The sequence below is a fragment of the Hydrocoleum sp. CS-953 genome, assembly GCF_002260545.1.
GTDB lineage: Bacteria > Cyanobacteriota > Cyanobacteriia > Cyanobacteriales > Microcoleaceae > Trichodesmium.
Map to the genome: position 1 here is coordinate 1 of NZ_LGSU01001423.1, position 12734 is coordinate 12734.

Here is a 12734-nt window from a genome sequence, read left to right on the forward strand (position 1 = left end):
GTAGGGGAGATGGGGAGTGGGGGAGTAGGGGAGATGGGGTGTATTAGATATCTGCCACTCATCCAATCATCAAATCAATTATTACCCATTTTTTATCAATTAATTCTCCACCAGAACCTATTTATTGGAGATACGGTTAGGGCTTCTATAAAGACTTTTAGGAGAGGTGGCCGAGTGGCTGAAGGCATCTTCCTGCTAAGAAGAAACGGTTTAATTGCCGTCGTGGGTTCAAATCCCACTCTCTCCGTTGTGTAGTGTATTTTGCTTTTGCTGAAAACATTATGCAATTATTGGGTCAGCTCGCCTATTAGGGGGGGCAACAGTCTGTAAAACTGTCGCTTAATGCTGTGCAGGTGCAAATCCTGTCTGACCCACCTTTTTATCAGTTATCAGTTAACAGTTAATGTTTTTATCGTTATAACTACTTCATGGGAGCGTGGTGTAAACGGATAACACGCCAGTCTACGAAACTGGAGACTTGGGGGTTCAAATCCCTCCGCTCCCGTTATCCCCTGGTAGCTCAGTTGGTAGAGCGCCTGTTTGAAGAGCAGGAAGTCGTCAGTTCGATACTGATCTGGGGGGTATCCTAGAAATAGCAGTTATAGTCATTCTGAATTCTAAATTCAGAATTCTCAATTCTATAATAATACACCCCTGTAGCCCAACAGGAAGAGGCGCTAGACTTAGGATCTAGATGTTGCTGGTTCGATTCCAGTCAGGGGTATTGGTGACACGCGGAGATGGAGCAAGAGTGGCTCAGTAGGTTCATACCCTAAAAATCAGTGAGTGCAACTCTCACCTCCGCCACCAAACGCAGGTGTAATATCATGTTCGGTAGCATCGGTATTATATAGGGAAAGTAAGGAAGAAGGAAGAAGGAAGAAGGAAGAAGGAAGAAAAACTCTAAGATAAGGTAGATATTTCTCCAGTTTTTACACAAACGATACCAACGGACATGATATGATTTATTGCCCTGTAGCTCAGTGGTAGAGCGATCGCCTGTTAAGCGAACGGTCGTAGGTTCAATCCCTACCGGGGCAGTTATTTAATGCCGGGTGGACAAATAATTCAGTCAAAGTTTTTAATCCTTCGACTATTACTTCTGACTTTCTTATTGAGGAGTGGTCTAATGGTATGACATCGCTCTTTGAAAGCGAAAATGCAGGTTCGATCCCTGCCCCCTCAGTTATTATACTTCTTATGTGTGAGTTCAAATATCATTAGGAGTATCAACATTTGCTCCTGTGGCGGAATAGGTAGACGCGACAGACTTAAAATCTGTTTTAATTTTGTGGGTTCGACTCCCACCAGGAGTATTCTGAAACAAAACTTTTAGGGATTGAGAAAAAATACTTAAATTTTCAAGTAGTCATCAAACTTGTATTATAGCAATCCTAAATGATTTGTGAGAATTTTTATAATAGTTAAGATTGACGAAAAACCTTCAAAATTCTGATTCCTGACTCCTGTAAGGGCGATTCGCGTTTTGCATTCTCCAAAGCTTTCCTAAGGTCATGCTCCGCATTCATGTCGGCTCTTAATTGAAATAGGATTGCTATAGGTAATTTCGTTGGACAAAAGCTGGCCTTAGCTGGCCTTTTTTACAGGCTAATCAGAGTTTTATATGATACACTAATGAATTTTTTCCAAAAAAGCCTCAGAAGCCCGATCGATCGAGGTTTTTTTCAATCAACTTTATTAAGGAAAATATTGCACAGCAAGGAGTTTAGGATATTCATGCAACAAAGACAATAGTAATTATTTTATATAATTAATCTAGGTGGAATTAATTACCTTTAGTCTAATTAACTGATGCAGAAAATTCTCAACTATGAACTCCTAGAAGAAATTTATGGCAGCGATCGCACAATTGTCTATCGCGCTTACTCCGAATCATACAAAAAATTAGTCATCCTCAAACTACCCAACCATCCCTATCCTAATTTCCATTCCTTAACTAAATATCGCAACGCTTATACCCTACTAAAAAACTTGAACATTCCGGGGGTTGTAAAAATGCTAGCACTGGAAAAATTTGAGCAACGTTTAATGTTAGTAATGGAAGATTTTGGCGGGATATCTCTACCAGAATATCTCAGTCAAGAAAATCTTTCTAAGCACCCTAATTCAGCCAACATAAATCAATTTTTCAAGATAGCTCTACAAATAATTAACCCCCTAGAAAAACTACACCAAAATCGGATTATTCATAAAGATATTAAACCTCAAAATATTATCATTAATCCCCAAAAAAAACAAATTCAACTAATAGATTTTAGTACCACAACAAAACTGCCCAAAGAAACAGCAGAAATACGCAATCCAAATACCCTAGAAGGAACCCTCGCTTATATATCACCAGAACAAACAGGGCGAATGAATAGAGGAATTGATTATCGGAGTGATTTCTACTCATTAGGAATTACATTTTATGAATTATTAACAAGACAACTCCCCTTTACTTCAGAAGACCCCATGGAGTTAGTTCACTTTCATATTGCTCGTCAACCACAACCTCTCATAGAATTGAATCCCCAAATACCAGAAACTCTCAATTCTATAGTGTTTAAATTAATCGCCAAAATGCCAGAAGCACGTTATCAAACTGTAGTCGGATTACGCCATGATTTAGAAAAATGTCAATATGAGTGGGAAAATACAAACAAAGTCACAGTATTTGACCTAGGAAAAAAAGACATTAGCAAACACTTAATAATTCCAGAAAAACTCTATGGAAGAGAGCAAGAAGTAGAAGTATTACTCACAGCATTTGAGAGAGTATCTCACAGAGAAAAATCTCAAAGTGAATTGATGTTAGTAGGAGGTTATTCAGGGATAGGAAAATCAGCATTAGTCAATGAAGTGCATAAACCAATTGTAGAGAAACGAGGTTATTTTATTGAAGGAAAATTTGACCAATTTCAAAGAGATATACCATTTTCAGCATGGTTAAATGCCTTTCAAGAATTAATCAAACAAATTTTAAGTGAACCCGAAGAAAAATTACAAGTATTTGCCTGTAAATTACAGGAAATATTAGGAGAAGAAGCACAAGTAATAATAGATGTAATTCCCGAATTAGAATTATTAATAGGTCAACAACCTGCAGCCACAGAATTATCTCCGACGGCAGGAGAAAATCGGTTCAATTTATTATTCTTAAAATTTATCTCTGTATTTGCTCAAGCAGACCATCCATTAGTAATATTTCTTGATGACTTACAATGGGCAGATTTAGCTTCTCTGAAGTTGATGAAGTTGGTGATGGAAAAAATAGAGATTAACTATTTATTATTAATTGGAGCTTACCGAGATAATGAAGTGAATCCTGGGCATCCTTTGATATTAACTCTTGAGGAAATCAAAAAAACTGGAGCAATTGTTAATCAAATAATTTTGTCACCTTTGAGTCGGTCAGCACTGAATAATTTAGTAGCGGATACTATTAATTATTCTCCAGAAGAATCACTGCTACTCACGGAACAGATTTATCGAAAAACAGAAGGTAATCCATTTTTTAGCAGTCAGTTTATCAAGTCTTTGTACAAAGAAGGATTAATTTTTTATTCTCAGGATCAAGAGGAGAAATGGTTGTTAAATTTGGCAGAAATTAAAATTTTGGCAGCCACAGGAGATGTGGTAGAATTGATGGCAACCGAAATTCAAAAATTACCATTAGCAACTCAAGAATTATTAAAATTAGCAGCTTGTATAAGTAATCAGTTTGACTTAGAAACTCTATCTATTGTGTATGAAAAATCTCTGGATGAAACAGCCTTATACTTATGGAATTCTTTATCAGAAGGATTGATTTTACCAGCAGATGAAACCTACAAATTTTATCAGGGAGAAAAGGATGATAATTTGCCAGAAATAAAAGATAAAAAAACACCGATATATCATTTTCTCCACGACCGGGTGCAACAAGCAGCTTATAGTCTAATTCCCGAACAAAAAAAGCAAGAAACTCATCTAAAAATAGGTAGATTACTGTTAAATAATACCGGAGAGGAAAAAATAGAAGAAAAAATCTTTGAAATTGTGAATCAACTGAATTATGGTGTGGAATTAATTAGAGGAAAAGACATCAAAGAAAACTTAGCAAGTTTAAATTTAAGAGCGGGAATAAAAGCGAAAGTATCGACGGCTTATCAAGCAGCAATATCTTATTTTCAGATAGGGATAAATCTACTTACTGAAAATAGTTGGTCAACTCAATATCAACTAACATTAGCACTATATGAAGCAGCGGCAGAAGCTAACTATTTGTATGGTGAGTTTAAAGAAATGGAGAAGTTGGTGGATATTGTCTTAGAAAAATCTCATAAACTTTTAGATAAAATGAAAGTTTATGAAATAAAAATACAAGCCTATATTGGTATGACTAAAATGCCAGAGGCTTTAACTATTGGTTTATCTGTTTTGTCACTGCTTGGTATTAGCTTTCCCACAAATCCAACTCAATCATATATTCAAGAATACTTACAAATAACTCAAGGTAACTTTAGGGAAAAAAATATCTCAGAATTGATTAATTTACCATTGTTAGAACAACCAGAAAAATTAGCATCAATGCGAATTTTATCATCTCTTATTTCTATCGCATTTTTTTGTAATCCGGCATTATTACCACTGATTGTATGTGAGCAAATAAATTTATCTTTAGATTCAGGAATATCTCCATTTTTTGCTGTTTCTTGTGCCTTCTATGGATTGCTTTTATGCGGACTAGAACAAGATATTGATACTGGGTATAAATTTGGAAAACTTGCCTGTGAAGTGTTAGAAAAATTTCACAGTAAAGATAAGAAAGCTCAAGTATTTGATCCTGTGTACGATGGTATAGAACACTGGAAAAATCATATTCGTGACACTCTTCCTCATTTGCTGGAAGCTTATAAAGTAGGTTTGGAAACAGGAGATTTGGAGTATGGTACTTATTGTATTATTTTCCATAGCATTCACTCTTACTTTGCCGGAGTACCCCTGGATAAACTGGAGCTAGAAATAGAAAATTATAGCAATTCTATCAAACAGCTCAAGCAAGACAATAATTACTACTATAGCAAAATTTTTCATCAAGCTATTCTCAATTTACTAGAGGATGCAGAAAATCCTGAATTATTATCAGGCAGTGCTTTTAATGAGGAAAAATTTATTCCTTTTTATGAAAATATTAACGATCAGTATGCTTTATTTCAGATTTATTTGAATAAATTAATTTTATCTTATTTACTCGGCAATTTTCAGAAGGCTAAACATTATGAAGTGTTAGGATTAGAATATATTGATGGTGTAACTGGATTATTTTTTATTCCTGTATATTATTTTTATAGTTCACTAACTAAACTAGCTTTTTACCCTAGTGCTACAGTTGATGAACAAAAACAAATACTAGAGCAAGTAACCGCCAATGCAGAAAAAATGAAATTCTGGGCACAACACGCACCTGCTAACCATTCCCACAAATACTATTTAATAGAAGCAGAAAAACACAGGATACTCGGAGACAAAATAACAGCNAACAAAAACAAATACTAGAGCAAGTAACCGCCAATGCAGAAAAAATGAAATTCTGGGCACAACACGCACCTGCTAACCATTCCCACAAATACTATTTAATAGAAGCAGAAAAACACAGGATACTCGGAGACAAAATAACAGCTATTGAAGCTTACGAACAAGCGATCGCTCTCGCTACAGAAAACGAATATATTCAAGAAGCAGCTTTAGCAAACGAACTATGTGCCAAATTTTATCTAGAGTGGGGCAAAAGCAAAGTTGCTCAAACATATATGATCGAAGCATACTATGGATATATCAACTGGGGAGCAGTCGCCAAAGTCAGAGACTTAGAAAAACGATACCCACAATTACTCGCTACAGTGTTAGTTTCCTTTTCAGAAAAAAAACACCTCCTCAGCAGTAGTAGCTACACTCATAGTTCTGAGAGCAATAGAGAAAATATTCTCGATCTAGCAACTGTACTCAAAGTTTCTCAAACTTTGTCTGGAGAAGTGAAGCTAGAAAATTTACTCTCAACTTTAATTCAACTGATGATGGAAAATGCGGGGGCACAAAAATGCGCTCTCATTCTCGTCAAAGACCAAAAGTTAATCCTTGAAGCAATGACTCATGTTGTCGATACAGTTATCCCTACTGATAATAACCAATATCTCCAAAATTTCCAGCGACTTCAAGTACCTGTTTTAGCAACTCAAGAATTACCCCAAGCATTAATTAACTATGTGTGGCGCACTCAAAAATTCCAAGTATTCGATGATGCGACTACAGAAGCAACATGGGTAAATGACTCTTATCTGAAACAACAGCAACCTAAGTCTATATTATGTACTCCTATTATCAAACAAGGTAAACTTATCGGTATTATCTACTTAGAAAATAATTTAACAACAGGTGCATTTACTGCCGAAAGATTACAACTGTTAGAAATGATTACGACTCAAGCAGCAATTTCTCTAGAAAATGCTTTGCTTTACGATACTTTAGAACAAAAAGTCGAGCGACGCACCCTACAATTAAACGAAAAAAATCAAACTTTAGCTCAAACATTAGAAGAATTAAATGAAAAAAATCAATGTTTGGCTAAAACTCTAGAAGAATTAAACGAAAAAAATCAATGTTTGGGTCAAACTCTCAAAGAATTAAAACAAACTCAAACCCAACTAATTCAAACTGAAAAAATGTCATCTTTAGGGCAATTAGTGGCAGGAGTTGCTCACGAAATTAATAACCCAGTCAACTTTATTTATGGCAATCTAGACTATACTCAAGAATATACTAAAGACTTATTAAATATAATTCAAATATATCAGGACAATTATCCAGAACCTGTGGATGAAGTAATAGATATTATTGAAGATGTGGAGTTAGATTTTTTAGTTGAAGATTTACCGAAGCTATTAACTTCTATGAAAGTAGGAGCTGACCGAATTAAAAAAATTGTCGAATCTTTACGCAACTTTTCTCGTCTTGATGAATCAGAAGTTAAGAATGTAGATATACATGAAGGTATAGATTCTACTCTGATGATTCTCCAAAATAATCTCAAAGCTAAACCCCATGAATTGGAAATTAAAGTTGTCAAAAATTATGGTAAATTGCCTAAAGTAAAATGTTATCCAGGAGAACTTAATCAGGTATTTATGAATATTATTGGTAATGCTATTGATGCACTAGAACCCATGAGAAAAGAATCAAGTAATTTGCTTCCTCAAATTACTATTACAACAAAAATAGAAACAGAAAACCAAGTCATAATTCAGATTACTGATAATGGTATGGGTATGAGTGAGACGGTGCAAAAGCGAATATTCGATCCCTTCTACACCACAAAAGAAGTAGGTAAAGGTACAGGGTTAGGTTTAGCAATTAGTTATCAAGTTATTGTGGAACGTCATGGGGGAAAATTAGAATGTATTTCTACTCCACAAAAAGGTACGGAATTTATCATCTCAATTCCCCTATGACAATAATTAGGGTTTGCTGAAAAAGTCTTTTTTAAGGAGTAGGGGAGTAATTTTTTTGCTCAACTCTTCCCCAAAATCTTAACTTTTTGAGTATAAAGAGCTGAAAACTAGGTACTTTTTCCCGACCTAAAAATGCACCTTATTTCTTGTCAATGCTTTAAGATTTAATCACCAAGCCCTAATTATTGCAACCAGAAAAAGGAAGGAAAATTACCAATTTCTTGGAAGTTTAAACTAAAAATTCTCGTTCCCTTCTTTTAACACTGAAAACTCATATTCAAATCCACGCCGATGAGAATCTAATTGTAAAGTGTATACCCCACTCATAGAAATAACACCTGTCCACTCATTTTCATTACCTTCAACATTAGTTTCCCTTGCTATCAGTTGGCCATCAGGATTAATAATTGCTGGAAAGACATCCCCAAAATTTTTGATAGTTAGGATCTGACCTTGAATCATCCTAAGCCGATAGCTATGATTACCAGGCCCAATAATCTCACCTCTAATAATAGTTGTGTCACTTTCTGGGGAAAAAGTAATAATCCGATCTACTGTTGCACAACTACTGCGAGTTTTGTTTTTAGCAACCCAACCCTTAACAGGATTAGTAATTTGTAGCCAACCAGATTGTTCATCTACAACAGAAATAAAGGTATTATTGTTAAGTTGACCAACTATATTACCTTCTTTAACTTCTGGACTGCTACGAACATTTAGAGGTGCTTCCGGATCGTCTACTATAGCCATACCTATTTTACACTCCGATGTTGGTGATGCGATCGCACTAGATTCTTGACTAACTACATCTGAGAAATTGGGAGTTGAAGATAAGGACTTTGGTTGATCAACAACAATTTGGTTTGTCATATTTTTTGATTTCCTGTGTTTGAACTCTATGTTTTAATCATCTCCTTAATTTTGGCGAAGTGGGATAATGTGAATAATTTATCACAACAACCTTGTTATAACGGATGGACGTGCATTTTCTTGCACAATGACTGGCGATCGCTCCTTTAATAATTAATAATTAATAATTAATAATTAATAATTAAATAATTGATCTTTATTAGCCTCCCCCCATAGGGGAAAAAAGCGGTTGTTTGCGGAGCAGTCCGTTCGCCATATCCAATCAACTAAGAGAGCGGTCGTTTTTGCTGGTGCATAACTCCGTTAACGGCGCTTGAGCCGACATGAAACGCCATATCTAATCGACCAAGAGAAATAAATTTTTTCGACATTTGTGTCAATTCTCTCCCTTTTAGGGAGAGGTAATTATCAATTAATGAAAGATACCTTCTTAGGTATTGAAAAAGTACCTGGTTTTCATCTCTTGATGCACGGTTCCCGAAAAATCAAAAAGTTAGCATTTATGGTAATAGTTGGGCAAAAAAATTACTCCCCTACTCCTTAATTTTTCGGTCAAGGTACAGGTTTAGGTTTAGTAATTAGTTATCAAGTTATTGTGGAACGTCATCGGAATTTTAGAATATNTTCCCGAAAAATCAAAAAGTTAGCATTTATGGTAATAGTTGGGCAAAAAAATTACTCCCCTACTCCTTAATTTTTCGGTCAAGGTACAGGTTTAGGTTTAGTAATTAGTTATCAAGTTATTGTGGAACGTCATCGGAATTTTAGAATATATTTCTACTCCACAAAAAGGTACAGAATTTATAATCTTAATTCCCCCTACGACAATAATTATTGCACCTAGAAAAAAGCCAGGAAAATTAATAATTTCTTGAAAGTTTAAACTAAAAATTCTCGTTCCCTTCTATTAACACTAAAAATTCATATTCATATCCACGCAGATTAGAATCTAATTGTAAAGTGTATACCCCACTCAGAGAAATAATATCTGTCCATTCATTTTCATTACCTTCAACATTGGGTTCTCTTGTGATAAGTTGGCCATTAGGACTAATAATTGCTGGAAAGACATCCCCTAAATTTTTGATAGTCAGGGTCTGACCCTGAATCATCCTGACCCGGTAGTTATGACTACCAGTACCAATAATCTCGCCTCTAATAATAGCTGTGTCACTTTCTGGGGAAAAAGTAATAGTCTTATCCACTTTTGCACAACTACTACGAGTTCGGTTCTTGGCAACCCAACCTGTAACAGGATTAGTAATTTGTAGCCAACCAGATTGTTCATCTGCCACAGAAACAAAGGTATTATTGTTAAGTTGACCAACTATATTACCTTCTTTAACTTCTGGGCTGCTACGAACATTTAGAGGTGCTTCAGGATCATCTACTATCGCCATATTAATTTTACATCCTGATGTTGGTGGTGTAATAATAACTGGACTAGATTTTTGACTAACTAAATCTGAGGAGTTAGGAGTTAAAGATGAGGACTTTAGTTGACCAGAAACTAGGTTGCTATCCAACGTTTGTGTCTGGAAATAATTACTAGCAAATTGTGAGGAACCAGACTGAATTGTGAAATAAGCCATAGAAGTGGCACTTGCAAATCCAGCTATTCCTGTAATGATTAGTTGTCCCANAATAACTGGACTAGATTTTTGACTAACTAAATCTGAGGAGTTAGGAGTTAAAGATGAGGACTTTAGTTGACCAGAAACTAGGTTGCTATCCAACGTTTGTGTCTGGAAATAATTACTAGCAAATTGTGAGGAACCAGACTGAATTGTGAAATAAGCCATAGAAGTGGCACTTGCAAATCCAGCTATTCCTGTAATGATTAGTTGTCCCATATTCAATGACATAATTTTTATCTCCTTATTAACTTGATTATATGTTTACTTTTTTGGTCAATTTGAATTTTAATCAGAAGCATAACTGTTAACTATTAAAGCAAATATAATATAAATATTTTAACCATATAATAGTTAACTAAATAATAGTTAACTAAACCATGTAAAAATAGAGTTATACAAAGGTGCAAATAAATCGCGACCAACTATTAAATAGAGTTAAGACAGAAGTTCTGCAAATGCGATTGCAGTCTCTACACCATGCAGTGATAGTTAATCTTGTCCGTCAGCAACCACCCCAACAATTAAAACGTTCTTGGGATATAGAAGTAAAAGTAGGAAAGCGCCCTATTTTTCAACTCCCTCCTAAAGTAAATATNAGAGTTATACAAAGGTGCAAATAAATCGCGACCAACTATTAAATAGAGTTAAGACAGAAGTTCTGCAAATGCGATTGCAGTCTCTACACCATGCAGTGATAGTTAATCTTGTCCGTCAGCAACCACCCCAACAATTAAAACGTTCTTGGGATATAGAAGTAAAAGTAGGAAAGCGCCCTATTTTTCAACTCCCTCCTAAAGTAAATATTATGCAAGTTTTTGACCGCATGAAAGGCAAATTACTATTATTAGGAAATCCTGGAGGTGGTAAAACTACAACTTTATTGGAATTAGCAAGAAGACTTGTGATTCGGGCGGAAAAAGACGAAAAAACACCAATCCCAGTATTATTAGATCTTTCAAAATGGCAAAATAACAATCAGGAAATTTCGGATTGGTTAGTCGAGCAACTTAAGTTTAAATACAATATTCCTAAGAAAGTTACTATAAATTGGTTAGAAAATCAGCAACTATTACCTTTAATAGATGGCTTCGATGGAGTATCCCCAGAATTATCTGAACATTGCTTAGACAGGATTAATAAATTTTCAGTAGATTTTCAACCAAAACACTTAGTTGTCTGTAGTAGTTTTGCAGCTTATAAAAATTGTCATAATAAGTTGAGAGTGAATGCTGCTGTCTTATTACAACCTTTAAAAAACAGCCAGATTCAAGATTATTTATTACTGGCTAGAAGTCGAGAACTTTGGAATTATATTCAGGATGAACCAGAGTTATTAAACGTAGCTAAAACACCATTAATGTTAACCATGATGACTTTAGCTTATGAGGAAATTTTAATTGCTGCTTGGAGAAGAATTACTTCTAAAGAGGGAAGAGAAAAATACTTATTAAATGCTTATATTCGTTCTCAATTAGGGGGAGAAACTAACTATAAATGGTATCCGAGAAATCAAGAACCACTACCAGAACAAACAAGACGGTGGTTGGCATGGTTAGCACAGCGAATGGCAGCAGAAAATATTCAGGAATTTAAAATAGAAAAATTACAGTCAAGTTGGCTAGATCCTAATGGCGAGTTACAGACCTATAAGTTAATTATTAATTTGATTAGTGTTTTATTTTGGGGGTTTACTTTTGGATTTATTTTTACCTTAGTTTGGGAATTAAAAGAAGGGTTAATTTGTGGTGCTATTGGTGGGTTAATTGGCGGGAAGTTTGGTTTGCCCGGACTGAAAAGTTTAGTGCTGCGAATTGTTTTATTTAGTAATGGACATATTCCCTGGAATTATCGTCGTTTTCTTAATTATGCTAGTAGTCGATTATTGTTACAAAGAATAGGCGATCGCTATCAATTTATTCATCATTTATTGTATAGACATTTTACTGAGATGTAGTGGGAATTCCAGCTTTATTAAATACTTGTTCAGCAGTTAATTCTAATCCTTTAAATAAAGAATTTATCAGTAGGGTATCTATCATATAAGTTTGTGGCGGTGCATCTGGATAAAAAACTTTCATTAATTGATAATTGATAATGGATAATTGATAATTATCTCTGGTTAAAACCGTTCTTGATTGAATATCGGGAAATATCATTTCTTCTCTTGGTCGATTGGATATGGCGTTAACGGAGTGGCTCTGCAAGAGCGGGAGACCGTTCCCTCCGGGACGCTTCGCGTTACATGTCGCGCAGCGAAACGCCATCCCATCCTACGGAATGCTGCCTCTTTCAGAGGAGCTTCGCTAACGCAAACGACCGCTTTTTTCCCCTATCCAAGGGGAGGCTTTAAACCAGAATTATTTAATAATTAATAATTAATAATTAATTATTAATTATTGGGTAATACTCCTAGCTTGACTATCAACAACCCACACCCTTAATACACCAGCATCTAAATAATCTCTAGCTTGAGCTATGAGTTGACCAAATGTTTGAGCAGGAGAAATAATTTCTATTACTAAATCGGGCAAAATAGGACAAAACTCATCTGCTATCCATTCTGGAGATAAGTGTTCATAAGAAACATATAAAATCTCTGGTATAGAAGCCCTAAGCGTATCTCCAGAAAATAGGTCTAAGTCGAGAAGTAATTGATAATTTATGGGTAATAATTGATTGGATTTGGGATGAAAGGAGAGGTCTAATACACCCCACACTCCCCACACTCCCCACACTC

At 35.2% G+C, this 12734-nt stretch carries 8 protein-coding genes and 8 tRNA genes; 12 read left to right on the forward strand and 4 right to left on the reverse strand.

Annotated features, from left to right (window positions below):
* Positions 1-160 precede the first annotated feature (160 nt).
* From AFK68_RS29135 to AFK68_RS46910, 10 genes are all read left to right on the forward strand, one after another.
* Positions 161-247 (forward strand) — tRNA-Ser (locus AFK68_RS29135).
* A gap of 45 nt (positions 248-292) precedes the next feature.
* A tRNA-Tyr gene (locus AFK68_RS37530) sits at positions 293-374 on the forward strand.
* A gap of 56 nt (positions 375-430) precedes the next feature.
* A tRNA-Arg gene (locus AFK68_RS29140) sits at positions 431-505 on the forward strand.
* 4 nt (positions 506-509) lie between these two features.
* Positions 510-582, forward strand: a tRNA-Phe gene (locus tag AFK68_RS29145).
* 68 nt (positions 583-650) lie between these two features.
* Positions 651-724, forward strand: a tRNA-Leu gene (locus AFK68_RS29150).
* A 245-nt stretch (positions 725-969) separates the two neighbouring features.
* Positions 970-1041, forward strand: a tRNA-Asn gene (locus tag AFK68_RS29155).
* A gap of 74 nt (positions 1042-1115) precedes the next feature.
* Positions 1116-1186, forward strand: a tRNA-Gln gene (locus tag AFK68_RS29160).
* A gap of 52 nt (positions 1187-1238) precedes the next feature.
* Positions 1239-1316: transfer RNA gene (locus tag AFK68_RS29165), tRNA-Leu, on the forward strand.
* A gap of 496 nt (positions 1317-1812) precedes the next feature.
* The coding region (locus tag AFK68_RS46905) for an AAA family ATPase (RefSeq protein ID WP_371357613.1) at positions 1813-5522 on the forward strand (3710 nt) is incomplete at its 3' end.
* A 273-nt stretch (positions 5523-5795) separates the two neighbouring features.
* The gene (locus AFK68_RS46910; RefSeq protein ID WP_371357614.1) at positions 5796-7490 is read left to right on the forward strand and encodes an ATP-binding protein; all 1695 of its coding nucleotides are present in this window, start codon (positions 5796-5798) and stop codon (positions 7488-7490) included.
* Positions 7491-7724: 234 nt separating this feature from the next.
* On the opposite strand, the gene AFK68_RS29180 is transcribed toward AFK68_RS46910, so the two are convergent.
* Entirely contained in the window at positions 7725-8360 is a 636-nt protein-coding gene (locus AFK68_RS29180; RefSeq protein WP_094677330.1) for an SH3 domain-containing protein, read from the reverse strand.
* Between the two features lie 415 nt (positions 8361-8775).
* Between AFK68_RS29180 and AFK68_RS43700 the strand changes: the two genes are divergently transcribed.
* The gene (locus AFK68_RS43700) at positions 8776-8904 is read left to right on the forward strand and encodes a hypothetical protein (protein WP_256386678.1); all 129 of its coding nucleotides are present in this window, start codon (positions 8776-8778) and stop codon (positions 8902-8904) included.
* Between the two features lie 340 nt (positions 8905-9244).
* Here AFK68_RS43700 and AFK68_RS29185 read toward each other — a convergent pair whose 3' ends face one another.
* Positions 9245-9952, reverse strand: a complete 708-nt coding sequence (locus AFK68_RS29185; protein WP_094677336.1) for an SH3 domain-containing protein — start codon at positions 9950-9952, stop codon at positions 9245-9247.
* Between the two features lie 868 nt (positions 9953-10820).
* Between AFK68_RS29185 and AFK68_RS29195 the strand changes: the two genes are divergently transcribed.
* Positions 10821-11951 (forward strand): NACHT domain-containing NTPase, encoded by a 1131-nt coding sequence (locus AFK68_RS29195; RefSeq protein WP_246844532.1) that lies wholly within the window; start codon positions 10821-10823, stop codon positions 11949-11951.
* On the opposite strand, the gene AFK68_RS40145 is transcribed toward AFK68_RS29195, so the two are convergent.
* Positions 11938-12153, reverse strand: coding sequence for a hypothetical protein (locus AFK68_RS40145; RefSeq protein ID WP_210407672.1), 216 nt, complete (start codon positions 12151-12153; stop codon positions 11938-11940). The genes AFK68_RS29195 and AFK68_RS40145 overlap by 14 nt on opposite strands.
* Before the next feature lie 237 nt (positions 12154-12390).
* The coding region (locus AFK68_RS29205; RefSeq protein ID WP_143438408.1) for a Uma2 family endonuclease at positions 12391-12734 on the reverse strand (344 nt) is incomplete at its 5' end.

Coding starts and splice junctions, on each gene's coding strand:
- AFK68_RS29195 (WP_246844532.1), top strand. CDS start 10,821: ATGAAAGGCAAATTACTATTATTAGGAAATCCTGGAGGTGGTAAAACT.
- AFK68_RS29180 (WP_094677330.1), bottom strand. CDS start 8,360: ATGACAAACCAAATTGTTGTTGATCAACCAAAGTCCTTATCTTCAACT.
- AFK68_RS46910 (WP_371357614.1), top strand. CDS start 5,796: ATGATCGAAGCATACTATGGATATATCAACTGGGGAGCAGTCGCCAAA.
- AFK68_RS29185 (WP_094677336.1), bottom strand. CDS start 9,952: ATGGCTTATTTCACAATTCAGTCTGGTTCCTCACAATTTGCTAGTAAT.
- AFK68_RS40145 (WP_210407672.1), bottom strand. CDS start 12,153: ATGATATTTCCCGATATTCAATCAAGAACGGTTTTAACCAGAGATAAT.
- AFK68_RS43700 (WP_256386678.1), top strand. CDS start 8,776: ATGAAAGATACCTTCTTAGGTATTGAAAAAGTACCTGGTTTTCATCTC.